At 56.2% G+C, this 26,499-nt stretch carries 16 protein-coding genes, 6 tRNA genes and 3 rRNA genes; all 25 read left to right on the top strand.

The window, feature by feature from the left end:
- The first annotated feature begins 147 nt into the window (after positions 1-147).
- The 25 genes from tyrS (at position 148) to fusA (ending at position 26,472) form a co-directional block, all read left to right on the top strand.
- Complete coding sequence (tyrS, locus tag ABRP30_RS25590) at positions 148-1,347, top strand: tyrosine--tRNA ligase (protein ID WP_267819169.1); 1,200 nt, start codon at positions 148-150, stop codon at positions 1,345-1,347.
- A 574-nt stretch (positions 1,348-1,921) separates the two neighbouring features.
- Positions 1,922-3,458, top strand: a 16S ribosomal RNA gene (locus tag ABRP30_RS25585).
- A gap of 86 nt (positions 3,459-3,544) precedes the next feature.
- Positions 3,545-3,621 (top strand) — tRNA-Ile (locus ABRP30_RS25580).
- Between the two features lie 26 nt (positions 3,622-3,647).
- Positions 3,648-3,723, top strand: a tRNA-Ala gene (locus ABRP30_RS25575).
- 242 nt (positions 3,724-3,965) lie between these two features.
- Positions 3,966-6,857 (top strand): 23S ribosomal RNA (locus ABRP30_RS25570).
- A gap of 134 nt (positions 6,858-6,991) precedes the next feature.
- Positions 6,992-7,107 (top strand): 5S ribosomal RNA (rrf, locus tag ABRP30_RS25565).
- The 16S, 23S and 5S rRNA genes sit together here with 2 tRNA genes alongside, the layout of an rRNA operon.
- Before the next feature lie 154 nt (positions 7,108-7,261).
- Positions 7,262-8,221, top strand: coding sequence for a bifunctional biotin--[acetyl-CoA-carboxylase] ligase/biotin operon repressor BirA (gene birA / locus ABRP30_RS25560; RefSeq protein WP_267819167.1), 960 nt, complete (start codon positions 7,262-7,264; stop codon positions 8,219-8,221).
- Positions 8,211-8,960 carry a pantothenate kinase gene (locus ABRP30_RS25555; protein WP_267824109.1) on the top strand — a complete coding sequence of 250 codons (750 nt, stop codon included), beginning with the start codon at positions 8,211-8,213 and terminating at the stop codon, positions 8,958-8,960. The genes birA and ABRP30_RS25555 overlap by 11 nt, the downstream gene beginning before the upstream one ends.
- 7 nt (positions 8,961-8,967) lie before the next feature.
- Positions 8,968-9,393, top strand: coding sequence for a hypothetical protein (locus ABRP30_RS25550; RefSeq protein ID WP_267819165.1), 426 nt, complete (start codon positions 8,968-8,970; stop codon positions 9,391-9,393).
- Positions 9,394-9,545: 152 nt separating this feature from the next.
- Positions 9,546-9,629 (top strand) — tRNA-Tyr (locus ABRP30_RS25545).
- 24 nt (positions 9,630-9,653) lie between these two features.
- Positions 9,654-9,727: transfer RNA gene (locus ABRP30_RS25540), tRNA-Gly, on the top strand.
- A 29-nt stretch (positions 9,728-9,756) separates the two neighbouring features.
- A tRNA-Thr gene (locus ABRP30_RS25535) sits at positions 9,757-9,832 on the top strand.
- 78 nt (positions 9,833-9,910) lie between these two features.
- Positions 9,911-11,104 (top strand): elongation factor Tu, encoded by a 1,194-nt coding sequence (gene tuf, locus ABRP30_RS25530; protein WP_003255489.1) that lies wholly within the window; start codon positions 9,911-9,913, stop codon positions 11,102-11,104.
- 54 nt (positions 11,105-11,158) lie between these two features.
- Positions 11,159-11,234, top strand: a tRNA-Trp gene (locus tag ABRP30_RS25525).
- Between the two features lie 44 nt (positions 11,235-11,278).
- Positions 11,279-11,647, top strand: coding sequence for a preprotein translocase subunit SecE (gene secE / locus ABRP30_RS25520; protein WP_008089117.1), 369 nt, complete (start codon positions 11,279-11,281; stop codon positions 11,645-11,647).
- Positions 11,648-11,656: 9 nt separating this feature from the next.
- A complete protein-coding gene (nusG, locus tag ABRP30_RS25515; RefSeq protein ID WP_012316525.1) occupies positions 11,657-12,190 on the top strand; it encodes a transcription termination/antitermination protein NusG in 534 nt (177 codons plus the stop codon).
- A 119-nt stretch (positions 12,191-12,309) separates the two neighbouring features.
- On the top strand, positions 12,310-12,741 hold the full coding sequence (rplK, locus tag ABRP30_RS25510; protein ID WP_003255500.1) for a 50S ribosomal protein L11: 432 nt from the start codon (positions 12,310-12,312) through the stop codon (positions 12,739-12,741).
- Positions 12,741-13,436 carry a 50S ribosomal protein L1 gene (gene rplA, locus ABRP30_RS25505; protein WP_012316524.1) on the top strand — a complete coding sequence of 232 codons (696 nt, stop codon included), beginning with the start codon at positions 12,741-12,743 and terminating at the stop codon, positions 13,434-13,436. The genes rplK and rplA overlap by 1 nt, the downstream gene beginning before the upstream one ends.
- 196 nt (positions 13,437-13,632) lie before the next feature.
- Positions 13,633-14,133, top strand: coding sequence for a 50S ribosomal protein L10 (rplJ, locus tag ABRP30_RS25500; protein ID WP_012316523.1), 501 nt, complete (start codon positions 13,633-13,635; stop codon positions 14,131-14,133).
- A gap of 78 nt (positions 14,134-14,211) precedes the next feature.
- Complete coding sequence (rplL, locus tag ABRP30_RS25495) at positions 14,212-14,577, top strand: 50S ribosomal protein L7/L12 (RefSeq protein WP_003255496.1); 366 nt, start codon at positions 14,212-14,214, stop codon at positions 14,575-14,577.
- A gap of 219 nt (positions 14,578-14,796) precedes the next feature.
- Positions 14,797-18,870: a DNA-directed RNA polymerase subunit beta gene (rpoB, locus tag ABRP30_RS25490; protein ID WP_039601743.1), complete on the top strand. Its 4,074-nt coding sequence runs from the start codon at positions 14,797-14,799 to the stop codon at positions 18,868-18,870.
- Between the two features lie 64 nt (positions 18,871-18,934).
- A complete protein-coding gene (gene rpoC / locus ABRP30_RS25485; protein WP_241806277.1) occupies positions 18,935-23,134 on the top strand; it encodes a DNA-directed RNA polymerase subunit beta' in 4,200 nt (1,399 codons plus the stop codon).
- 211 nt (positions 23,135-23,345) lie between these two features.
- Entirely contained in the window at positions 23,346-23,717 is a 372-nt protein-coding gene (rpsL, locus tag ABRP30_RS25480; protein WP_003255492.1) for a 30S ribosomal protein S12, read from the top strand.
- A 106-nt stretch (positions 23,718-23,823) separates the two neighbouring features.
- Entirely contained in the window at positions 23,824-24,294 is a 471-nt protein-coding gene (gene rpsG, locus ABRP30_RS25475) for a 30S ribosomal protein S7 (RefSeq protein WP_003246741.1), read from the top strand.
- A 30-nt stretch (positions 24,295-24,324) separates the two neighbouring features.
- The gene (fusA, locus tag ABRP30_RS25470) at positions 24,325-26,472 is read left to right on the top strand and encodes an elongation factor G (RefSeq protein ID WP_267819157.1); all 2,148 of its coding nucleotides are present in this window, start codon (positions 24,325-24,327) and stop codon (positions 26,470-26,472) included.
- The last annotated feature ends 27 nt before the right edge of the window (positions 26,473-26,499 follow it).

Raw genomic sequence — 26,499 nt, 5'->3', positions numbered from 1 at the left:
TATAAAATATAACCAAATCCATTTTCACGCAAGGGCGCGTAGACGCCGCGAGGCTGCGGTCAGGTCACATTCCGTTGCGAAACTTGTATTTGATGGCCGATCTTGTATGGTTGGCTCCCCTTGAATCTGAGCCTTGCGGGTCTGTCTATGAAGTCGGTTGAAGAGCAGCTGGCGCTTATCAAGCGCGGTGCGGAAGAAGTGTTGGTCGAGTCGGAACTGGTGGAGAAGCTCAAGCGCGGCCAGCCTCTGCGTATCAAGGCAGGTTTCGACCCGACCGCGCCTGACCTGCACCTGGGGCACACCGTGCTGATCAACAAGCTGCGCCAGTTCCAGGAGCTGGGTCATCAGGTCATCTTCCTGATCGGTGACTTCACCGGAATGATCGGTGATCCCAGCGGCAAAAGTGCGACTCGCCCGCCGCTGACGCGTGAGCAGGTGCTGGATAACGCCGAGACCTACAAGCAGCAGGTGTTCAAGATTCTCGACCCGGCCAAGACCGAGGTCGCGTTCAACTCCACCTGGATGGACAAGCTGACACCGGCTGATTTCATTCGCCTGGCGTCGCAGTACACGGTGGCGCGTATGCTTGAGCGCGACGACTTCGACAAGCGCTACACCACCAACCAGCCGATTGCCATTCATGAATTCCTCTACCCGCTGGTGCAGGGGTATGACTCGGTAGCCCTCAAGGCTGACGTGGAGCTCGGTGGTACCGACCAGAAATTCAACTTGCTGATGGGGCGCGAGTTGCAGCGCGCTTACGGCCAGGAAGCGCAGTGCATCGTGACCATGCCGCTGCTCGAAGGGCTGGACGGCGTGAAGAAAATGTCCAAGTCGCTGGGCAATTACGTCGGTATCCAGGAAGCCCCTGGGGTGATGTACAGCAAGCTGGTGTCGATCCCGGACACGCTGATGTGGCGTTACTTCGAGTTGCTGAGCTTCCGCTCCATGGAAGAGATCGAGCAGTTGCGTGCCGATGTCGCCAATGGTGCGAACCCGCGCGACATCAAAATCAAGCTGGCGGAAGAAATTGTTGCGCGTTTCCATGGTGAAGAGGCGGCTGCCAACGCCCACCGCGCGGCGGGTAATCGCATGAAAGAGGGTGAGTTGCCGGAAGATCTGCCCGAGATCGAGGTGGCAGCTGCTGAAGACCTGCCGATCGCTGCTGTATTGAACCGTGCAGGCCTGGTGAAAAACTCGGCGATGGCGCGCGATCTGCTCAATGGCGGTGCGGTCAAGGTCGATGGTGCGGTGGTTGGGCGTGACTTCATGTTTGCGATTGGTGCCACTCATGTGTGCCAGGCGGGCAAGAAGGCGTTTGCCCGGGTTACGCTCAAGGCGGAGTGAGTGCCTGGTGGTGTAGCTATATATAGAAGCGGGGAGGCCGGCAGGCCTCCCCGCTTTGTTTTGCAGCGATTGTGAAGTTTATTGGAATTAAGCCTTGACGCGTTCTCGAATCCCCTTATAATGCGCCCCACTTCCAGCGTAGTCGGAACGAGAAACTCCTTGAAATTCAATGAGTTGCTTAATCCAGGTAGTGCTGGAGGTGCTTCGGTCATCTGATCGATAGCGGTTGAAATGGTGGTTGACAGCGCTTTTAAACGCTGTATTATTCGCCTCCCGCTACGAGAGATCGAAGCGAGCCAAGTGTTTGAAGCTAAACGAGTTTCTCGCAAAAAACTTCAAAATAAACGCTTGACAGGCTCTGAGGAAAGCGTAGAATGCGCGCCTCGGTTGAGGCGAAAAGCTCTTAACCAAACGCTCTTTAACAAATCGAATCAAGCAATTCGTGTGGGTGCTTGTGAGTATGGACTGATAGTCAAAAAGATTATCAGCATCACAAGTGACCATGCGAGAAATCACATAGTCATTTGAGATTGCTGAGCCAAGTTTAGGGTTTCTTAAAAACCCAAGCAGTATTGAACTGAAGAGTTTGATCATGGCTCAGATTGAACGCTGGCGGCAGGCCTAACACATGCAAGTCGAGCGGATGACGGGAGCTTGCTCCTTGATTCAGCGGCGGACGGGTGAGTAATGCCTAGGAATCTGCCTGGTAGTGGGGGACAACGTTTCGAAAGGAACGCTAATACCGCATACGTCCTACGGGAGAAAGCAGGGGACCTTCGGGCCTTGCGCTATCAGATGAGCCTAGGTCGGATTAGCTAGTTGGTGGGGTAATGGCTCACCAAGGCGACGATCCGTAACTGGTCTGAGAGGATGATCAGTCACACTGGAACTGAGACACGGTCCAGACTCCTACGGGAGGCAGCAGTGGGGAATATTGGACAATGGGCGAAAGCCTGATCCAGCCATGCCGCGTGTGTGAAGAAGGTCTTCGGATTGTAAAGCACTTTAAGTTGGGAGGAAGGGCATTAACCTAATACGTTAGTGTTTTGACGTTACCGACAGAATAAGCACCGGCTAACTCTGTGCCAGCAGCCGCGGTAATACAGAGGGTGCAAGCGTTAATCGGAATTACTGGGCGTAAAGCGCGCGTAGGTGGTTTGTTAAGTTGGATGTGAAAGCCCCGGGCTCAACCTGGGAACTGCATCCAAAACTGGCAAGCTAGAGTACGGTAGAGGGTGGTGGAATTTCCTGTGTAGCGGTGAAATGCGTAGATATAGGAAGGAACACCAGTGGCGAAGGCGACCACCTGGACTGATACTGACACTGAGGTGCGAAAGCGTGGGGAGCAAACAGGATTAGATACCCTGGTAGTCCACGCCGTAAACGATGTCAACTAGCCGTTGGAATCCTTGAGATTTTAGTGGCGCAGCTAACGCATTAAGTTGACCGCCTGGGGAGTACGGCCGCAAGGTTAAAACTCAAATGAATTGACGGGGGCCCGCACAAGCGGTGGAGCATGTGGTTTAATTCGAAGCAACGCGAAGAACCTTACCAGGCCTTGACATGCAGAGAACTTTCCAGAGATGGATTGGTGCCTTCGGGAACTCTGACACAGGTGCTGCATGGCTGTCGTCAGCTCGTGTCGTGAGATGTTGGGTTAAGTCCCGTAACGAGCGCAACCCTTGTCCTTAGTTACCAGCACGTTATGGTGGGCACTCTAAGGAGACTGCCGGTGACAAACCGGAGGAAGGTGGGGATGACGTCAAGTCATCATGGCCCTTACGGCCTGGGCTACACACGTGCTACAATGGTCGGTACAGAGGGTTGCCAAGCCGCGAGGTGGAGCTAATCTCACAAAACCGATCGTAGTCCGGATCGCAGTCTGCAACTCGACTGCGTGAAGTCGGAATCGCTAGTAATCGCGAATCAGAATGTCGCGGTGAATACGTTCCCGGGCCTTGTACACACCGCCCGTCACACCATGGGAGTGGGTTGCACCAGAAGTAGCTAGTCTAACCTTCGGGAGGACGGTTACCACGGTGTGATTCATGACTGGGGTGAAGTCGTAACAAGGTAGCCGTAGGGGAACCTGCGGCTGGATCACCTCCTTAATCGACGACATCAGCCTGCTGATGAGCTCCCACACGAATTGCTTGATTCTTTGTATAAAGACGATGCTGTAACGCGACCCTGTTATAGGTCTGTAGCTCAGTTGGTTAGAGCGCACCCCTGATAAGGGTGAGGTCGGCAGTTCAAATCTGCCCAGACCTACCAATTACTTGGTGCGGCCTAGAAAATACGGGGCCATAGCTCAGCTGGGAGAGCGCCTGCCTTGCACGCAGGAGGTCAGCGGTTCGATCCCGCTTGGCTCCACCACTCTTTCAGGTTGTACAGCTTTCAGAACTTAGAAATGAACATTCGGTGATGAATGTTGATTTCTGGCTTTTGTCAGATCGTTCTTTAAAAATTCGGATATGTGATAGAAATAGACTGAACACCAGTTTCACTGCTGGTGGATCAGGCTAAGGTAAAATTTGTGAGTTCTGCTCGAAAGAGCAACATGCGAATTTTCGGCGAATGTCGTCTTCACAGTATAACCAGATTGCTTGGGGTTATATGGTCAAGTGAAGAAGCGCATACGGTGGATGCCTTGGCAGTCAGAGGCGATGAAAGACGTGGTAGCCTGCGATAAGCTTTGGGGAGTCGGCAAACAGACTGTGATCCAGAGATCTCTGAATGGGGGAACCCACTCAGCATAAGCTGAGTATCTTGTACTGAATACATAGGTGCAAGAGGCGAACCAGGGGAACTGAAACATCTAAGTACCCTGAGGAAAAGAAATCAACCGAGATTCCCTTAGTAGTGGCGAGCGAACGGGGACCAGCCCTTAAGTTGGTTTGAGATTAGTGGAACGCTCTGGAAAGTGCGGCCATAGTGGGTGATAGCCCCGTACACGAAAATCTCTTATCAATGAAATCGAGTAGGACGGAGCACGAGAAACTTTGTCTGAACATGGGGGGACCATCCTCCAAGGCTAAATACTACTGACTGACCGATAGTGAACCAGTACCGTGAGGGAAAGGCGAAAAGAACCCCGGAGAGGGGAGTGAAATAGAACCTGAAACCGTATGCGTACAAGCAGTGGGAGCCTACTTTGTTAGGTGACTGCGTACCTTTTGTATAATGGGTCAGCGACTTATATTCAGTGGCGAGCTTAACCGAATAGGGGAGGCGTAGCGAAAGCGAGTCTTAATAGGGCGTTTAGTCGCTGGGTATAGACCCGAAACCGGGCGATCTATCCATGGGCAGGTTGAAGGTTAGGTAACACTGACTGGAGGACCGAACCGACTACCGTTGAAAAGTTAGCGGATGACCTGTGGATCGGAGTGAAAGGCTAATCAAGCTCGGAGATAGCTGGTTCTCCTCGAAAGCTATTTAGGTAGCGCCTCATGTATCACTGTAGGGGGTAGAGCACTGTTTCGGCTAGGGGGTCATCCCGACTTACCAAACCGATGCAAACTCCGAATACCTACAAGTGCCGAGCATGGGAGACACACGGCGGGTGCTAACGTCCGTCGTGAAAAGGGAAACAACCCAGACCGTCAGCTAAGGTCCCAAAGTCATGGTTAAGTGGGAAACGATGTGGGAAGGCTTAGACAGCTAGGAGGTTGGCTTAGAAGCAGCCACCCTTTAAAGAAAGCGTAATAGCTCACTAGTCGAGTCGGCCTGCGCGGAAGATGTAACGGGGCTCAAACCATGCACCGAAGCTACGGGTATCACCTTTGGTGATGCGGTAGAGGAGCGTTCTGTAAGCCTGTGAAGGTGAGTTGAGAAGCTTGCTGGAGGTATCAGAAGTGCGAATGCTGACATGAGTAACGACAATGCGAGTGAAAAACTCGCACGCCGAAAGACCAAGGTTTCCTGCGCAACGTTAATCGACGCAGGGTTAGTCGGTCCCTAAGGCGAGGCTGAAAAGCGTAGTCGATGGAAAACAGGTTAATATTCCTGTACTTCCAGTTATTGCGATGGAGGGACGGAGAAGGCTAGGCCAGCTTGGCGTTGGTTGTCCAAGTTTAAGGTGGTAGGCTGAGATCTTAGGCAAATCCGGGATCTCAAGGCCGAGAGCTGATGACGAGTTGCCTTTAGGCGACGAAGTGGTTGATGCCATGCTTCCAAGAAAAGCTCCTAAGCTTCAGATAACTGGGAACCGTACCCCAAACCGACACAGGTGGTTAGGTAGAGAATACCAAGGCGCTTGAGAGAACTCGGGTGAAGGAACTAGGCAAAATGGCACCGTAACTTCGGGAGAAGGTGCGCCGGTGAGGGTGAAGGACTTGCTCCGTAAGCTCATGCCGGTCGAAGATACCAGGCCGCTGCGACTGTTTATTAAAAACACAGCACTCTGCAAACACGAAAGTGGACGTATAGGGTGTGACGCCTGCCCGGTGCCGGAAGGTTAATTGATGGGGTTAGCGCAAGCGAAGCTCTTGATCGAAGCCCCGGTAAACGGCGGCCGTAACTATAACGGTCCTAAGGTAGCGAAATTCCTTGTCGGGTAAGTTCCGACCTGCACGAATGGCGTAACGATGGCGGCGCTGTCTCCACCCGAGACTCAGTGAAATTGAAATCGCTGTGAAGATGCAGTGTATCCGCGGCTAGACGGAAAGACCCCGTGAACCTTTACTATAGCTTTGCACTGGACTTTGAATTTGCTTGTGTAGGATAGGTGGGAGGCTTTGAAGTGGGGACGCCAGTTCTCATGGAGCCATCCTTGAAATACCACCCTGGCAACTTTGAGGTTCTAACTCAGGTCCGTTATCCGGATCGAGGACAGTGTATGGTGGGTAGTTTGACTGGGGCGGTCTCCTCCCAAAGAGTAACGGAGGAGTACGAAGGTGCGCTCAGACCGGTCGGAAATCGGTCGTAGAGTATAAAGGCAAAAGCGCGCTTGACTGCGAGACAAACACGTCGAGCAGGTACGAAAGTAGGTCTTAGTGATCCGGTGGTTCTGTATGGAAGGGCCATCGCTCAACGGATAAAAGGTACTCCGGGGATAACAGGCTGATACCGCCCAAGAGTTCATATCGACGGCGGTGTTTGGCACCTCGATGTCGGCTCATCACATCCTGGGGCTGAAGCCGGTCCCAAGGGTATGGCTGTTCGCCATTTAAAGTGGTACGCGAGCTGGGTTTAGAACGTCGTGAGACAGTTCGGTCCCTATCTGCCGTGGACGTTTGAGATTTGAGAGGGGCTGCTCCTAGTACGAGAGGACCGGAGTGGACGAACCTCTGGTGTTCCGGTTGTCACGCCAGTGGCATTGCCGGGTAGCTATGTTCGGAAGAGATAACCGCTGAAAGCATCTAAGCGGGAAACTTGCCTCAAGATGAGATCTCACTGGGATCTTGAATCCCCTAAAGGGCCGTCGAAGACTACGACGTTGATAGGTTGGGTGTGTAAGCGCTGTGAGGCGTTGAGCTAACCAATACTAATTGCCCGTGAGGCTTGACCATATAACACCCAAGCAATTTGCTGCTGCAGATTGCGGTGGTGAAGATGATACGAACCGAAAGTTCGCAACGAACCACACATATCGCATATCCGGATTCGCTGGGCTGTCCATCTGGGCATTCTGGCTACAGAATTTCTTGACGACCATAGAGCATTGGAACCACCTGATCCCATCCCGAACTCAGTAGTGAAACGATGCATCGCCGATGGTAGTGTGGGGTTTCCCCATGTGAGAGTAGGTCATCGTCAAGATTCATTTCGCAAAACCCCTATCTGCGCGAGCAGGTAGGGGTTTTGTCTTTTCTGGCTCGATACACGGGATTTGGGTGGTGACGTGGGGCCCTTTTCCTATGCAAGCCCACTACCCATAGCTATCATGCCAGCCTTATTCCAAGTCGAGACTGGCATGCTGAAGTTGTTGAATCTCCTCAAGGATGGCCGGTTCCATTCCGGAGAAGCCTTGGGGGCAGCCCTCGGGGTGAGTCGCAGCGCCGTTTGGAAGCAGCTGCAGCATCTGGAGAGTGAGCTAAATCTCACAATTCACAAGGTTCGTGGGCGTGGCTATCAGCTAGCGGCGCCCCTGGCGTTGCTCGAAGCGAAGGCTATTGCCGAATTCGCTGATGCTGAGCAATGGCCAATGTTCATCCACGAAACCATCGACTCTACCAATGCTGAAGGCCTGCGGCTTGCAGGTCAGGGGCAGGCTGCTCCATTTCTGGTGCTTGCCGAGCGTCAGAGTGCTGGCCGTGGCCGTCGTGGTCGTCAGTGGGTCAGCCCATTCGCAGAAAACCTTTATTACAGTCTGGTGTTGCGGGTCGAGGGCGGCATGCGCCAGCTCGAGGGGCTGAGTCTGGTGGTCGGCTTGGCGGTAATGCGGACCTTGGAAGGCTTGGGTGTAAAGGAAGTCGGGCTCAAGTGGCCTAATGACGTACTGGTGCGTGGGCAGAAAATCGCGGGCATCCTGCTTGAGTTGGTCGGTGATCCGGCAGACGTCTGTCACGTTGTTCTTGGCATTGGCGTCAACGTGAACATGCAGTCAAATGTGCAAGTCGATCAGCAGTGGACCTCCATACGGCGTGAGGTTGGCGCTCCGATTGATCGGAATCGCCTGGTGGCAATGCTCAGCCAGCAATTGCAGCATGAGTTGGCGCGACACCGACGCTATGGTTTTGCCGCATTCCAGGAAGAATGGGAACAAGCACATCTATGGCAGGGGCGTAACGTGTCCCTTGTTGCCGGCAGTACCCAGATCAACGGGGTAGTGCTCGGGGTGGACGGGCAGGGCGGCTTGCGCCTGGAGGTCGATGGTGTGGAGAAGAGCTTCAGTGGTGGTGAGCTCAGTTTGAGGTTGCATGATGATTCTTGAGCTCGATTGCGGTAACAGCTTCATCAAATGGCGAGTCATCCATGCTGTTGACGCCACTATCGTGGGTGGCGGCATTGTGGATTCCGATCAGGCGCTAGTGGCCCAGGTCGGTACTTTGACTTCGCTTCGCCTGTCAGGCTGCCGTATTGTCAGTGTGCGTAGTGAGGAAGAAACGGCGGCGCTCTGTGGGCTGATCAATCAGGCGTTTTCTGTGGTGCCGCGGGTAGCGGAACCGGCCCGTGAGATGGCTGGGGTGCGCAATGGATATGAAGACTTCCAGCGCCTGGGCATGGATCGCTGGCTGGCGGCGTTGGGTGCTTTCCACCTGGCCAAGGGGGCTTGCCTGGTGATCGACCTGGGTACAGCTGCCAAGGCCGACTTCATTGGTGCTGATGGCGAGCACCTGGGGGGATACATCTGCCCGGGTATGCCGCTGATGCGCAGCCAACTGCGCACGCACACTCGCCGGATCCGCTACGACGACGCATCTGCTGAGCGTGCATTGACCAGTCTTGCTCCTGGACGTTCGACTGTTGAGGCGGTCGAACGGGGTTGCGTGTTGATGCTGCAAGGTTTTGCGCGCACGCAGCTGGAGCAAGCACGCTCGCTGTGGGGAGAAGCCTTTACAGTATTCCTCACGGGGGGGGATGCGCCGTTGGTACGTGAAGCTGCACCCCAGGCGCGCGTGGTTCCCGACTTGGTATTCGTTGGCCTGGCAATGGCCTGCCCTTTGAACTGAGGTGCTTATGCGTTGGTTGTTTCTGCTGTTGCTGGTGCTCAACGTCTTCTATTACGTCTGGCACCAACAGGAAGCCCCGCTGAAAGCCAAGGATGTCGCCCCGCTCTCGTTATACAAAGGTAATCAGCAGGAGATCCGTCTATTGCGTGAAGCGGGTGTGAACGCGCCTGCTCGTCGCCGTGATGAATGCTTGGTGGTAGGGGGGCTGACGGAGCGCGATCAAATCGACGCATTGCGCCAGCGCTTGCTGAGCCTGGATATCAACGCAGTACCGGTGTCTGGGCAGTTGCCCGGCGCCGATGGTCTCTGGCTCAAGATTTCCCCGGAAAGCGAGCGTTTACTGGATCAAATGGTCCTTGCCACTCTTTCCAACGATTTCAAAGACTTAAAACATAAAATTATTTTCTGCCAGGGTATTGCAACTGGCGAATAGCTTGATAGAATGGCGCCCGCTTCACAGGGAACACCACTGAGGTGGTAGAGCTGGAAGCAGTGTCAAAGCAGCTAAGTTTCAGATTTGATTGAAGAAATTTGAAAAAAAGCTTGACACTAGGACGGCAGACAAATAGAATGCCGGCCACATCTGGAGGGATTCCCGAGCGGTCAAAGGGGACGGACTGTAAATCCGTTGCGAGAGCTTCGAAGGTTCGAATCCTTCTCCCTCCACCAGTTTTAGCGAGAGCCGCAAGCTCCGCGGGTATAGTTTAGTGGTAGAACCTCAGCCTTCCAAGCTGATGATGCGGGTTCGATTCCCGCTACCCGCTCCAAGTTTGCTGGGTTTTGCACAAAGTGTTTCGCTCTTGTAGCTCAGTTGGTAGAGCACACCCTTGGTAAGGGTGAGGTCAGCGGTTCAAGTCCGCTCAAGAGCTCCATATAAACAAGGCAGATATGAAAATATCTGCCTTTGTTTTATCAGCGTAAGACTATTTCTTCTGCGGAGGATTGTATCGATGGCTAAGGAAAAGTTTGATCGTTCCCTTCCCCACGTTAACGTCGGCACTATCGGCCACGTTGACCACGGTAAGACCACTCTGACCGCAGCTCTGACTCGCGTTTGCTCCGAAGTTTTCGGTTCGGCAATCGTTGAGTTCGACAAGATCGACTCGGCTCCGGAAGAAAAAGCGCGCGGTATCACCATCAACACCGCTCACGTCGAGTACAACTCGACCATTCGTCACTACGCTCACGTTGACTGCCCAGGTCACGCTGACTATGTGAAGAACATGATCACCGGTGCTGCCCAGATGGACGGCGCGATCCTGGTTTGCTCGGCCGCCGATGGTCCGATGCCACAAACCCGTGAGCACATCCTGCTGTCCCGTCAGGTTGGCGTTCCGTACATCGTGGTCTTCCTGAACAAGGCCGACCTGGTAGACGACGCTGAGCTGCTGGAACTGGTCGAGATGGAAGTTCGCGACCTGCTGTCCACCTACGACTTCCCAGGCGACGACACTCCGATCATCATCGGTTCCGCTCGTATGGCGCTGGAAGGCAAAGACGACAACGAAATGGGCACTACCGCTGTCAAGAAGCTGGTAGAGACTCTGGACAGCTACATTCCTGAGCCAGTTCGTGCGATCGACCAGCCGTTCCTGATGCCGATCGAAGACGTATTCTCGATCTCGGGTCGTGGTACCGTTGTTACCGGCCGTATCGAGCGTGGTATCGTCCGCGTTCAGGATCCGCTGGAAATCGTTGGTCTGCGTGACACCACCACCACCACCTGCACCGGTGTTGAGATGTTCCGCAAGCTGCTGGACGAAGGCCGTGCTGGCGAGAACTGCGGCGTTCTGCTGCGTGGTACCAAGCGTGACGACGTTGAGCGTGGTCAGGTTCTGGTCAAGCCAGGTTCGGTCAAGCCGCACACCAAGTTCACCGCAGAAGTCTACGTTCTGTCGAAGGAAGAAGGCGGCCGTCACACGCCGTTCTTCAAAGGCTACCGTCCTCAGTTCTACTTCCGTACCACTGACGTGACCGGTAACTGCGAACTGCCGGAAGGCGTTGAAATGGTAATGCCAGGTGACAACATTCAGATGACTGTTACCCTGATCAAGACCATCGCAATGGAAGACGGTCTGCGCTTCGCTATCCGTGAAGGCGGTCGTACCGTCGGCGCCGGCGTCGTAGCAAAAATTATCGAATAAGTAGTTGATTTACTTGATCAGGCCGGTATAATGGCCGGCCTGATACAGCGTTACAGGTCAGTAGCTCAATTGGCAGAGCGACGGTCTCCAAAACCGTAGGTTGGGGGTTCGATTCCCTCCTGACCTGCCATTCACCTCAGTGTGATTGGCTTTCTTCTTACAGGATCCTCCTCGATGACTCCCAAAACTGAAGCCCAAGAATCGCGTTTTGATCTGTTCAAGTGGCTGGCTGTAGTGGCTTTGGTGGTTGTTGGTGTAGTGGGTAATCAGTATTACTCCGCCTCTCCAATCCTGTACCGCGTTCTTGCACTTCTCGCCCTGGCTGCTGTTGCGGGCTTTGTAGCTCTGCAGACCGCGAAGGGTAAGTCGTTCTTTGCGCTTGCGAAGGAAGCTCGTACTGAGATCCGTAAAGTCGTGTGGCCGACCCGCCAGGAAACCACCCAGACCACGCTGATTGTCGTGGCTGTCGTGCTGGTTATGGCACTGCTGCTGTGGGGGCTTGATTCCCTGCTCGGCTGGGCGGTCTCCCTGATCGTTGGCTAAAGGTGTCCCGTGGCTAAGCGTTGGTATGTTGTGCATGCTTACTCGGGTTACGAGAAGCATGTTATGCGCTCCCTGATAGAGCGCGTCAAGCTGGCAGGCATGGAAGACGGTTTCGGCGAGATCCTGGTCCCGACCGAAGAAGTCGTCGAAATGCGCAACGGCCAGAAGCGCAAAAGTGAGCGTAAATTCTTCCCTGGCTATGTTCTGGTCCAGATGGAGATGAACGAAGGGACTTGGCACTTGGTCAAAGATACCCCTCGTGTGATGGGCTTCATTGGTGGTACTGCTGATAAGCCTGCACCGATCACTGATAAAGAAGCTGAAGCTATCCTGCGTCGCGTAGCCGACGGTAGTGACAAGCCGAAGCCGAAGACGTTGTTCGAGCCCGGTGAAGTGGTTCGAGTCATTGATGGTCCGTTCGCTGACTTCAATGGTAACGTCGAAGAGGTTAACTACGAAAAGAGTCGCCTCCAGGTGGCGGTGCTCATTTTCGGTCGCTCTACTCCGGTAGAGCTAGAGTTCAGCCAGGTCGAAAAGGTCTAGGCGGACGAAGCATCCCATACCCCGCAGCCCTGTGTGCTGCGGGGTTTTGTCGTCACTGGGATAAAACGCAAGTCATCCGGGGAGCCATCTGGCGTTCGTACCCGATATTGGAGTAGCTCATGGCTAAGAAGATTCAGGCTTACATCAAGCTGCAAGTTAAGGCCGGCCAGGCCAACCCAAGCCCACCCGTTGGTCCAGCACTGGGCCAACACGGTGTGAACATCATGGAATTCTGCAAGGCCTTCAACGCCCGTACTCAGGGTCAAGAAGCCGGCCTGCCGACGCCTGTGATCATCACTGTTTACAGTGACCGTAGCTTCACTTTCGAGACCAAGAGCACCCCTGCCTCGGTTCTGCTGAAGAAAGCTGCTGGCCTGACCAGTGGTTCGGCTCGCCCGAACACCGTCAAAGTCGGTACCGTGACCCGTGCTCAGCTGGAAGATATCGCCAAAGCTAAACAGGCTGATCTGACCGCTGCTGACCTGGACGCTGCTGTACGCACCATCGCTGGCTCTGCCCGCAGCATGGGCCTGAACGTGGAGGGTGTGTAATGGCTAAGCTGACCAAGCGCCAAAAGGCTATTGCTTCGAAAGTCGAAGCTGGCAAAGTTTACAACTTCGAAGACGCAGCTGCGCTGCTGGCCGAACTGTCCACCGTGAAGTTCAGCGAATCTTTCGACGTTGCTGTTAACCTCGGTGTTGACCCGCGTAAATCCGACCAGGTCGTTCGTAGCGCTACCGTGCTGCCACACGGCACTGGCAAGACCGTGCGCGTTGCCGTCTTCACCCAGGGTCCAGCTGCTGAGGCCGCTCTGGCTGCCGGCGCTGACCGTGTAGGTATGGATGATCTGGCTGCCGAAATGAAGGGCGGCGACCTGAACTATGACGTCGTCATCGCATCGCCAGATGCCATGCGCGTTGTGGGTCAGTTGGGTCAGGTTCTGGGTCCTCGCGGCCTGATGCCTAACCCGAAAGTCGGTACTGTGACTCCTGATGTTGCCACGGCTGTGAAAAACGCCAAGGCCGGTCAGGTTCGCTATCGCACCGACAAAAACGGTATTATCCACACCTCCGTTGGCAAGGTCGGTTTCGAAGCTGGCAAGCTGAAGGAAAACGTTGAAGCCCTGATCGCTGATCTGAAGCGTATCAAGCCAGCTTCTTCGAAAGGTATTTACGTCAAGCGCGTTACCCTGAGCACCACTATGGGCCCAGGTCTGGTCATCGATCAGAGCTCGCTGAACGCGTAAGGCAATGATGGCGCGATTCGTCGCGCCATCAGCAAAATTGGGGTCCCTGCCTGGCGGGGGCTATCCAAGACCGTAGGCGGCGCAAGCCTTAAACCTCAAGCCTACGCAGATGGTGCTCCCGATTCGTTACCGAATCAGACACCAAAACGACATCCGGCTTCGGCCAGATGAAACGGTAAAAACCAGGAGTAAACCCGTGGCAATTAAACTCGAAGACAAGAAAGCCATCGTCGCTGAAGTCAACGAGGCTGCCAAAGTCGCTCTGTCCGCTGTCGTGGCCGATGCCCGTGGTGTGACTGTAAGCGCAATGACCGGACTCCGTAAAGAGGCCCGCGAAGCTGGCGTATACGTACGTGTCGTACGTAACACCCTGCTCAAGCGCGCAGTTGAAGGTACCGAGTATTCGATCCTCAACGACGCGTTCAAAGGCCCGACCCTGATTGCATTCTCCAACGAACACCCGGGCGCTGCTGCTCGTCTGTTCAAAGAGTTCGCCAAGGGTCAGGACAAGTTCGAGATCAAGGCAGCTGCGTTTGACGGCAATTTCATTGCCGCCAACCAGATCGATGTACTGGCTACCTTGCCGACCCGTGACGAAGCTATCGCACGTCTGATGAGCGTCATTCAAGGCGCTACCAGCAAGCTGGCTCGTACTCTGGCGGCCGTTCGCGACCAGAAAGAAGCTGCTGCTGCCTAAGGCCGCGTAACCTCTTTCAAAATCATATGTTTAATTTGATGGCTGCGTAGGCTGTCACCCCAATACAGGATTTAAGTCATGTCCCTGACTAACGAGCAAATCATCGAAGCAATCGGCCAGAAAACCGTTCTGGAAGTTGTTGAGCTGATCAAAGCTATGGAAGAAACCTTCGGCGTTACCGCTGCTGTTGCCGCTGCTGGCCCAGCTGCTGCTGCTGCCGTTGTTGAAGAGCAGACCGAGTTCAACGTTGTTCTGGTTGAAGCCGGCGACAAGAAAGTGAACGTGATCAAAGCCGTTCGCGAACTGACCGGTCTGGGCCTGAAAGAAGCCAAAGAGAAAGTCGACGGCGCTCCTCAGGTCGTAGCTGAAGGCGTTTCGAAAGAAGCCGCTGAAGACGCTAAGAAGAAGCTGGAAGAAGCAGGCGCTAAAGTCGAGCTGAAGTAATCTCGACCTTGCGACTCCAGCCGGAGCGTTGAGCAAAGGCTGATGGCTGGTGGCTTATGCCACCGGCCTTTTTCCGTTATTGGTGGCCGATCACGTCGGCCCCGATAACAAGCTGCAAGACACCCATGTGGGTGGCGCAAACCAAGGGGTTTGCACGATTTTCTGGCTGCTCCCGCCGGGAGAAGCCAAACAAGCAGGTGACCAAGCTGGGGAACGCTGATGGCTTACTCATACACTGAGAAAAAACGTATCCGCAAGGACTTTAGCAAGTTGCCGGACGTCATGGATGTGCCTTACCTCCTGGCCATCCAGCTGGATTCGTATCGCGAATTCCTGCAAGCGGGAGCATCCAAGGATCAGTTCCGCGACGTCGGCCTGCACGCGGCCTTCAAATCGGTATTTCCGATCATCAGCTACTCCGGCAATGCTGCCCTGGAGTACGTAGGCTATCGCCTGGGCGAACCCGCCTTCGATGTGAAGGAATGTGTCCTGCGTGGCGTGACCTTCGCGGTCCCACTGCGGGTCAAGGTGCGCCTGATCATCTTCGACAAGGAATCGTCGAACAAAGCGATCAAGGACATCAAAGAGCAAGAAGTCTACATGGGTGAAATCCCCCTGATGACTGAGAACGGTACCTTCGTTATCAACGGTACCGAGCGTGTGATCGTTTCCCAGCTGCACCGTTCGCCTGGTGTGTTCTTCGACCACGACCGTGGCAAGACGCACAGCTCCGGCAAGCTGCTGTACTCCGCTCGCATCATTCCGTACCGCGGCTCCTGGTTGGACTTCGAGTTCGATCCGAAAGACTGCGTGTTCGTCCGTATCGACCGTCGCCGCAAACTTCCGGCCTCGGTACTGCTGCGCGCCCTGGGTTACAGCACCGAAGAGGTTCTGAACACCTTCTACACCACCAACGTGTTCCATATTTCCGGCGAAAAACTCAGCCTGGAACTGGTGCCTCAGCGTCTGCGTGGTGAAGTTGCGGTCATGGATATCCATGACGAAACCGGCAAGGTCATCGTTGAGCAGGGCCGCCGCATTACCGCGCGCCATGTCAACCAGCTCGAGAAGGCCGGCGTGAACCAGCTGGACGTTCCGATGGAATACGTCCTGGGTCGCACCACCGCCAAGGCTATCGTGCATCCGGCTACCGGCGAGATCATCGCCGAGTGCAACACCGAGCTGACCGCCGAGCTGCTGATCAAGATCGCCAAGGCTCAGGTCGTACGCATCGAAACGCTGTACACCAACGACATCGACTGCGGTCCGTTCATCTCGGACACCTTGAAGATCGACACTACCAGCAACCAACTGGAAGCGCTGGTCGAGATCTATCGCATGATGCGCCCGGGCGAGCCGCCAACCAAGGACGCTGCCGAAACCCTGTTCAACAACCTGTTCTTCAGCGCCGAGCGTTACGACCTGTCGGCCGTGGGCCGCATGAAGTTCAACCGTCGTATCGGTCGTACCGAGATCGAAGGTTCGGGCGTGCTGAGCAAGGAAGACATCGTCGAGGTTCTCAAGACCCTGGTCGATATCCGTAACGGTAAAGGCATCGTCGACGACATCGACCACCTCGGTAACCGTCGCGTACGTTGCGTCGGCGAGATGGCCGAGAACCAGTTCCGTGTTGGCCTGGTGCGCGTCGAGCGCGCGGTCAAGGAACGTCTGTCGATGGCTGAAAGCGAAGGCCTGATGCCGCAAGACCTGATCAACGCCAAGCCGGTTGCGGCGGCGGTGAAGGAGTTCTTCGGTTCGAGCCAGCTCTCGCAGTTCATGGACCAGAACAACCCGCTCTCCGAGATCACCCACAAGCGCCGTGTTTCCGCACTCGGCCCGGGCGGTCTGACCCGTGAACGCGCAGGCTTTGAAGTCCGTGACGTACACCCGACCCACTACGGCCGTGTGTGCCCGATCGAGACCCCTGAAGGTCCGAACATCGGTCTGATCAACTCCCTGGCGGCCTATGCCCGCACCAACCAGTACGGCTTCCTGGAAAGCCCGTACCGCGTGGTGAAGGAAGGCGTTGTCAGCGACGACATCGTGTTCCTGTCGGCGATCGAAGAAGCAGATCACGTCATCGCCCAGGCTTCGGCCGCGATGAACGACAAGAAGCAACTGATCGACGAACTGGTTGCTGTTCGTCACCTGAACGAATTCACCGTCAAGGCGCCGGAAGACGTCACCCTGATGGACGTATCGCCGAAGCAGGTTGTTTCCGTTGCTGCCTCGCTGATTCCGTTCCTCGAGCACGACGACGCCAACCGTGCACTCATGGGTTCGAACATGCAGCGCCAGGCTGTACCAACCCTGCGTGCCGACAAGCCGCTGGTCGGTACCGGCATGGAGCGCAACGTTGCCCGTGACTCCGGTGTCTGCGTGGTTGCTCGCCGCGGTGGCGTGATCGACTCCGTCGACGCCAGCCGTATCGTCGTTCGCGTAGCCGACGACGAAGTCGAAACCGGTGAAGCAGGTGTAGATATCTACAACCTGACCAAGTACACCCGCTCCAACCAGAACACCTGCATCAACCAGCGTCCGCTGGTTAGCAAAGGTGACAAGGTTGCGCGTGGCGACATCATGGCCGACGGCCCGTCCACCGACATGGGTGAACTGGCGCTGGGTCAGAACATGCGCATCGCGTTCATGGCGTGGAACGGCTTCAACTTCGAAGACTCCATCTGCCTGTCCGAGCGTGTGGTTCAGGAAGACCGCTTCACCACGATCCACATTCAGGAACTGACCTGTGTGGCGCGTGACACCAAGCTTGGCCCAGAGGAAATCACTGCGGATATCCCGAACGTGGGTGAAGCTGCACTGAACAAGCTGGACGAAGCCGGTATCGTCTACGTGGGTGCTGAAGTCGGCGCTGGCGACATCCTGGTCGGCAAGGTCACGCCAAAAGGCGAAACCCAGCTGACGCCGGAAGAGAAACTGCTGCGTGCGATCTTCGGTGAGAAGGCCAGCGACGTTAAGGACACCTCCCTGCGCGTGCCGACCGGCACCAAGGGTACCGTCATCGACGTTCAGGTCTTCACCCGTGATGGCGTGGAGCGCGACAGCCGCGCACTGGCCATCGAGAAGATGCAGCTGGACGAGATTCGCAAGGACCTCAACGAAGAGTTCCGTATCGTCGAGGGTGCAACCTTCGAGCGTTTGCGTTCTGCCCTTAACGGCCAAGTGGTCGACGGTGGTGCGGGCCTGAAGAAAGGCACCGTGATCACTGACGAAGTGCTGGACGGTCTGGAGCACGGCCAGTGGTTCAAACTGCGCATGGCTGAAGATGCACTGAACGAGCAGCTGGAAAAGGCTCAGCAGTACATCGTCGATCGCCGTCGTCTGCTGGACGACAAGTTCGAAGACAAGAAGCGCAAGCTGCAGCAGGGCGATGACCTGGCGCCGGGCGTACTGAAGATCGTCAAGGTTTACCTGGCCATCCGCCGTCGCATCCAGCCGGGTGACAAGATGGCCGGTCGTCACGGTAACAAAGGTGTGGTCTCGGTCATCATGCCGGTAGAAGACATGCCGCACGACGCCAACGGTACTCCGGTCGACGTCGTACTGAACCCGCTGGGCGTACCTTCGCGTATGAACGTCGGTCAGATCCTTGAAACCCACCTGGGCCTCGCGGCCAAAGGTCTGGGCGAGAAGATCGACCGCATGATCGAAGAACAGCGCAAAGCCGCTGAGCTGCGTGGCTTCCTCACCGAGATCTACAACGAGATCGGTGGTCGTCAGGAGAACCTGGAAGAGTTCACCGACGAAGAGATCCTCGCCCTGGCGCACAACCTGAAGAAAGGCGTGCCTATGGCTACTCCGGTCTTCGACGGTGCCAAGGAGCGCGAGATCAAGGCCATGCTGAAGCTGGCTGACCTGCCAGAGAGCGGCCAGATGGTGCTGTTCGACGGCCGTACCGGCAACAAGTTCGAGCGTCCTGTGACCGTGGGTTACATGTACATGCTCAAGCTGAACCACTTGGTGGACGACAAGATGCACGCGCGTTCCACTGGTTCCTACAGCCTGGTTACCCAGCAGCCGCTGGGTGGTAAGGCGCAGTTCGGTGGTCAGCGTTTCGGGGAGATGGAAGTGTGGGCGCTGGAAGCATACGGCGCGGCATACACCCTGCAAGAAATGCTCACAGTGAAGTCGGACGACGTGAACGGCCGTACCAAGATGTACAAGAACATCGTGGATGGCGATCACCGTATGGAGCCGGGCATGCCCGAGTCCTTCAACGTGTTGATCAAAGAGATCCGTTCGCTCGGTATCGATATCGATCTGGAAACCGAATAACACGTGACGCGAAGGGGAGCGGGGCTGGTACAGCCCGCTTCCTGCTCCGCCAGGAGGAAAGGCCTTGAAAGACCTACTGAATTTGCTGAAAAACCAGGGTCAAGTCGAAGAGTTCGACGCCATCCGCATCGGTCTGGCGTCGCCTGAAATGATCCGTTCGTGGTCGTTCGGTGAAGTTAAGAAGCCGGAAACCATCAACTACCGTACGTTCAAGCCTGAGCGTGACGGCCTTTTCTGCGCCAAGATCTTTGGCCCGGTGAAGGACTACGAGTGCCTGTGCGGCAAGTACAAGCGCCTCAAGCACCGCGGTGTGATCTGCGAGAAGTGCGGCGTTGAAGTTGCCCTTGCCAAGGTTCGTCGTGAGCGCATGGCGCACATCGAGCTGGCCTCGCCGGTCGCCCACATCTGGTTCCTGAAGTCGCTGCCGTCCCGTATCGGCCTGCTGATGGACATGACCCTGCGTGACATCGAGCGCGTGCTCTATTTTGAGAGCTACGTCGTAATCGACCCAGGCATGACTACCCTCGAGAAGGGCCAGCTGCTGAATGACGAGCAGTACTTCGAAGCGCTGGAAGAGTTCGGTGACGATTTCGACGCCCGCATGGGTGCCGAGGCTGTCCGCGAGCTGCTGCACGCTATCGACCTGGAGCACGAGATCGGTCGCCTGCGCGAAGAGATTCCGCAGACCAACTCGGAAACCAAGATCAAGAAGCTGTCCAAGCGCTTGAAGCTGATGGAAGCCTTCCAGGGCTCGGGCAACCTGCCTGAGTGGATGGTTCTGACCGTTCTGCCGGTACTGCCGCCGGACCTGCGCCCATTGGTTCCGCTGGATGGCGGCCGCTTCGCGACCTCCGACCTGAACGACCTGTATCGTCGGGTGATCAACCGTAACAACCGTCTCAAGCGCCTGCTCGATCTGTCGGCGCCGGACATCATCGTGCGCAACGAAAAGCGCATGCTGCAGGAAGCGGTAGACGCCCTGCTGGACAACGGCCGTCGCGGTCGCGCCATCACTGGCTCGAACAAGCGTCCGCTGAAGTCCCTGGCCGACATGATCAAAGGTAAGCAAGGTCGCTTCCGTCAGAACTTGCTCGGCAAGCGTGTGGACTACTCCGGCCGTTCGGTAATTACCGTAGGCCCGACCCTGCGTCTGCATCAGTGCGGTCTGCCGAAGAAGATGGCCCTGGAGCTGTTTAAGCCGTTCATTTTCGGCAAGCTGGAAATGCGTGGTCTGGCGACCACCATCAAGGCTGCCAAGAAGATGGTCGAGCGCGAGCTGCCAGAGGTATGGGACGTTCTCGCTGAAGTGATTCGCGAACACCCCGTACTGCTGAACCGTGCACCGACCCTTCACCGTCTGGGTATCCAGGCGTTCGAGCCTGTGCTCATCGAAGGCAAGGCCATTCAGCTGCACCCGCTGGTCTGTGCTGCGTACAACGCCGACTTCGACGGTGACCAGATGGCCGTTCACGTGCCTCTGACGCTGGAAGCACAGCTTGAAGCGCGCGCGCTGATGATGTCGACCAACAACATTCTGTCGCCAGCCAACGGTGAGCCAATCATCGTTCCGTCGCAGGACGTTGTACTGGGTCTGTACTACATGACCCGTGAAGCCATCAATGCCAAGGGCGAGGGTCGCGTATTCGCCGACCTGCAGGAAGTCGACCGCGTATTCCGCGCCGGCGAAGCCGCTCTGCACGCGAAGATCAAGGTCCGTATCAACGAGACCGTGAAAGACCGTGATGGCAGCATCACCAAGAACACCCGCATCGTCGACACCACTGTCGGCCGTGCTCTGCTGTTCCAGGTTGTACCGGCAGGCCTGCCGTACGATGTGGTCAACCAGCCGATGAAGAAAAAGGCGATCTCCAAGCTGATCAACCAGTGCTACCGCGTGGTTGGTCTGAAAGAGACCGTGATCTTCGCCGACCAGTTGATGTACACCGGTTTCGCCTACTCGACCATTTCCGGCGTTTCCATCGGTGTGAATGACTTCGTCATCCCTGATGAAAAAGCACGCATCATTGGCAGCGCCACTGATGAAGTGAAGGAAATCGAGAGCCAGTACGCTTCCGGCCTGGTAACCCAGGGCGAGAAGTACAACAAGGTCATCGACTTGTGGTCCAAGGCGAACGACGAAGTGTCCAAGGCGATGATGGCCAACCTCTCGAAAGAGAAGGTCATCGACCGCGAGGGCAAAGAAGTCGAGCAAGAGTCCTTCAACTCGATGTACATGATGGCTGACTCGGGTGCGCGGGGTTCCGCAGCACAGATCCGTCAGTTGGCCGGTATGCGTGGTCTGATGGCCAAGCCGGACGGCTCGATCATCGAGACGCCGATCACCGCGAACTTCCGTGAAGGTCTGAGCGTACTGCAGTACTTCATCTCGACGCACGGTGCTCGTAAAGGTCTGGCGGATACCGCGTTGAAGACTGCGAACTCCGGTTACCTGACCCGTCGTCTGGTGGACGTTGCGCAAGACCTGGTTGTAACCGAGATCGATTGCGGTACCGACCAAGGCCTGCTGATGACTCCGCACATTGAAGGCGGTGACGTTGTAGAGCCGTTGGGTGAGCGTGTACTGGGCCGTGTCATCGCCCGCGACGTGTTCAAGCCAGGCACCGAGGACGTCATCGTTCCTGCCGGTACCCTGGTCGACGAGCAGTGGGTCGAGTTCATCGAGCTGAACAGCATCGACGAAGTTGTCGTGCGTTCGCCGATCAACTGCGAAACCCGCTACGGTATCTGCGCCAAGTGCTACGGTCGTGATCTGGCCCGCGGTCATCAGGTGAACATCGGTGAAGCTGTCGGCGTTATCGCTGCACAGTCGATCGGTGAGCCGGGTACCCAGCTGACCATGCGTACGTTCCACATCGGTGGTGCTGCAAGCCGTACTTCGGCTGCCGACAGCGTCCAGGTGAAGAACGGCGGTATGGTCCGTCTGCACAACCTGAAGCAGGTCGAGCGCGCCGATGGCAACCTGGTTGCCGTATCGCGTTCCGGTGAGCTGGCCATTGCCGATGAATTCGGTCGTGAGCGCGAGCGTTACAAGCTGCCTTACGGTGCGGTTATTTCGGTCAAGGAAGGTGACAAGGTCGAAGCTGGCGCCATCGTCGCCAAGTGGGACCCGCACACCCACCCGATCGTTACCGAGCTCAAAGGTACCGTGACCTTCGTGGGCATGGAAGAAAACATCACCATCAAGCGCCAGACCGACGAGCTGACCGGCCTGACCAACATCGAAGTACTGGACGTCAAGGATCGCCCTGCCTCAGGCAAGGAAATCCGTCCGGCAATCAAGATGGTCGATGCCAACGGCAAGGATCTGTACCTGCCAGGTACCGACGTACCTGCACAGTACTTCCTGCCAGCGAACGCCTTGGTAGGTGTTGCTGACGGTGCACAGATCGGTGTTGGTGACGTTATCGCGCGTATCCCGCAAGAAACGTCGAAGACCCGTGACATCACCGGTGGTCTGCCACGTGTTGCCGACCTGTTCGAAGCGCGTCGTCCGAAAGAAGCCTCGATTCTGGCTGAAGTCAGCGGCACCATCGCATTCGGCAAGGAGACCAAAGGCAAGCGTCGTCTGGTCATTACCCCGACCGACGGTAGCGATCCGTATGAAGAGCTGATTCCGAAGTGGCGCCACCTGAACGTCTTCGAAGGCGAACAGGTAAACCGCGGCGAAGTCATCTCCGACGGCCCGAGCGATCCGCACGACATCCTGCGTCTGCTGGGTGTGAGCGCGCTGGCGAAATACATCGTCAACGAGATCCAGGACGTTTACCGTCTGCAAGGCGTTAAGATCAACGACAAGCACATCGAGACCATCCTGCGTCAGATGCTGCGTAAGGTCGAGATCTCCGAGTCGGGCGATTCCAGCTTCATCAAGGGCGACCAGATGGAACTGACTCAGGTGCTGGTCGAGAACGAGCGTCTCGCCGCCGATGACAAGTTCGTATCGAAGTTCACCCGTGTACTGCTGGGTATCACCAAGGCCTCGCTGTCGACCGAGTCGTTCATCTCCGCGGCTTCCTTCCAGGAAACCACCCGCGTGCTGACCGAAGCGGCCGTAACCGGCAAGCGCGATTACCTGCGCGGCCTGAAAGAGAACGTGGTCGTGGGTCGTCTGATCCCGGCCGGTACCGGTCTGGCCTACCACAGCGAGCGTAAGCGTCGCCGTGATGCCGACAAACCGCTGCGCGTAAGTGCCAGTGAGGTGGAAGCCGCACTGACCGAAGCGCTGAACTCCAGCGGTAACTAAGTACAGGGCAGGGCCCCGGCAAGCTCCTCACGGTCATCGGCGACATGAAATGTTGCCGATGATCGGGCGGGGAGGGCCGGGGCCTTGTCTTGACTGGGTGCAAGATCCTCTTTAGACTTTTGTACCCTTAAATTTGGTGAGGCTCCGTCTCGCCAATTTTTGGCTTTCTTGCAAGACAATAGAGTCGCAAGACAATCAGTGGAGCTAGTAGATGGCAACTATCAACCAGCTGGTACGTCAGCCGCGTAAGCGTTCGGTCGAAAAGTCCGACGTTCCTGCGCTGCAGAACTGCCCGCAACGTCGTGGCGTGTGCACCCGTGTGTACACCACTACGCCGAAAAAACCTAACTCGGCACTGCGTAAAGTATGCCGTGTGCGTCTGACCAACGGTTTCGAGGTTTCCTCGTACATCGGCGGTGAAGGCCACAACCTGCAAGAGCACAGCGTCGTCCTGATCCGTGGCGGCCGTGTAAAAGACTTGCCAGGTGTTCGTTACCACACCGTTCGCGGCTCTCTGGATACTTCGGGCGTCAAAGGCCGTAACCAGGGTCGTTCGAAGTACGGTACCAAGCGTCCGAAGTAATCGGCCGTTTGCAGACATCCATTTTTTTGAGTCGATAAGAGTAAGGTCGGGCAGGGGTCGAAGACCCACGTCCCGGGCTAACCTGAAGACCGTTTGAGGGCTTATCATGCCAAGACGTCGTGTAGCAGCAAAACGTGAGATCCTTGACGATCCGAAGTACGGATCCCAGATTCTCGCCAAGTTCATGAACCACGTGATGGAAAGCGGCAAGAAGGCCGTAGCCGAGCGCATCGTTTACGGTGCCCTGGATACCGTCAAAGCACGCAAGAACAGCGACCCCCTGGAAATCTTCGAGAAAGCTCTCGACGCCATCGCTCCGCTGGTCGAAGTAAAGTCCCGTCGTGTCGGCGGTGCCACTTACCAGGTCCCGGTTGAAGTTCGTCCATCCCGTCGTAACGCTCTGGCAATGCGCTGGCTCGTAGACTACGCCCGCAAGCGCGGCGAGAAGTCGATGGCTCTGCGCCTGGCTGGCGAGCTGCTGGATGCTGCCGAAGGCAAGGGTGCTGCAGTCAAGAAGCGTGAAGACGTGCACCGTATGGCTGAAGCCAACAAAGCGTTCTCGCACTACCGCTTCTAATTCAAGCATCAATCATTTTGCGAGGGCTTTATGGCTCGTACTACAGCAATTAACCGCTACCGTAACATTGGTATCTGTGCCCACGTTGACGCGGGTAAGACCACCACTACCGAGCGGATCCTGTTCTACACAGGTCTGAGCCACAAGATGGGCGAGGTGCATGATGGCGCCGCGACCACCGACTGGATGGTGCAGGAGCAGGAGCGCGGTATCACCATTACCTCCGCTGCCGTTACCACCTTCTGGAAAGGTTCCCGTGGTCAGTACGACAACTACCGCGTAAACGTCATCGATACCCCTGGCCACGTTGACTTCACCATTGAAGTAGAGCGTTCGCTGCGTGTACTCGACGGCGCGGTCGTTGTGTTCTGCGGTACCTCCGGCGTTGAGCCGCAGTCCGAGACCGTATGGCGTCAGGCCAACAAGTACGGCGTTCCACGTGTTGTCTACGTGAACAAGATGGACCGTGCCGGTGCCAACTTCCTGCGCGTCGTAGGTCAGATCAAGAACCGCCTGGGTCACACTCCGGTTCCAGTACAGCTGGCTATCGGTGCTGAAGACGACTTCCAGGGTCAGGTCGACCTGATCAAGATGAAAGCCATCTTCTGGAACGACGACGACAAAGGCACTACCTACCGCGAAGAAGAAATTCCTGCGGATATGGTCGAGCTGGCCAACGAATGGCGCAGCAACATGGTCGAGGCTGCTGCCGAGGCCAACGAAGAGCTGATGAACAAGTACCTTGAAGAAGGTGACCTGTCCGTCGAAGACATCAAGGCTGGTCTGCGCGCCCGTACCCTGGCGAGCGAGATCGTTCCTGCTGTCTGCGGTTCCTCGTTCAAGAACAAGGGCGTTCCCCTGGTTCTCGACGCCGTCATTGATTACCTGCCTGCGCCAACCGAGATTCCTGCGATCAAGGGTATCCACCCTGATCTGATCGACGTGCCGAAGGATGAGGTTCAGCCAGAGCAGTACGACGAGCGTCCTGCTGACGACAACGCGCCGTTCTCGGCCTTGGCGTTCAAGATCGCTACTGACCCATTCGTTGGTACTCTGACCTTCGTCCGCGTCTACTCGGGCTTCCTGACCTCCGGTGACTCCGTCATCAACTCGGTCAAGGGCAAGAAAGAGCGCGTTGGCCGTATGGTGCAGATGCACGCCAACCAGCGGGAAGAAATCAAGGAAGTACGTGCAGGCGACATCGCTGCTCTGATCGGCATGAAGGACGTCACCACCGGTGACACCCTGTGCAACGCCGACAAGCCGATCATCCTTGAGCGTATGGACTTCCCTGAGCCGGTTATTTCGCTCTCCGTAGAGCCGAAGACCAAGGCTGACCAGGAGAAGATGGGCATCGCACTGGGCAAGCTGGCCCAGGAAGACCCGTCGTTCCGCGTCAAAACCGACGAAGAAACCGGCCAGACCATCATCTCCGGTATGGGTGAGCTGCACCTGGACATCCTCGTTGACCGCATGAAGCGCGAGTTCAACGTCGAGTGCAACGTCGGCAAGCCGCAGGTTTCGTACCGCGAGAAGATCACCAAGTCCAACGTCGAAATCGAAGGTAAGTTCGTTCGTCAGTCGGGTGGTCGTGGTCAGTTCGGTCACTGCTGGATCCGTTTCTCGGAGCCGGACGTAGACGAGAAGGGCAACATCACCGAAGGTCTGGTGTTCACCAACGAAGTCGTTGGTGGTGTGATTCCTAAGGAATTCATCGCCCCGATCCAGAAGGGTATCGAAGAGCAGATGAAAAACGGCGTTGTTGCCGGTTATCCGCTGCTTGGCCTGAAGGCCACGGTATTCGATGGTTCGTATCACGACGTCGACTCCAACGAAATGGCGTTCAAGATCGCCGCTTCGATGGCGACCAAGCAACTGGCCCAGAAGGGCGGTGGCGTGGTGCTTGAGCCGATCATGAAGGTCGAAGTTGTAACCCCGGAAGATTACCTGGGTGACGTGATGGGTGACCTGAGCCGTCGTCGTGGGATGATCCAGGGTAATGAAGACTCGGTGTCCGGCAAGGTAATCACTGCTGAGGTACCGCTCGGAGAGATGTTCGGTTACGCGACCGACGTTCGTTCCATGTCTCAGGGTCGCGCAAGCTACTCCATGGAATTCTCCAAATACGCCGAAGCTCCGTCGAACATCGTCGAAGCACTCGTTAAAAAACAAGGCTAATCCCCTTTAGGCAAGAGGTTCACTGTC

This window comes from Pseudomonas sp. WHRI 8519, from assembly GCF_040224055.2.
Classification (GTDB): Bacteria; Pseudomonadota; Gammaproteobacteria; order Pseudomonadales; family Pseudomonadaceae; genus Aquipseudomonas; species Aquipseudomonas putida_X.
The sequence above is the reverse complement of the archived record's forward strand: the minus strand, read 5'-3'. Positions and strand labels throughout refer to the sequence as shown.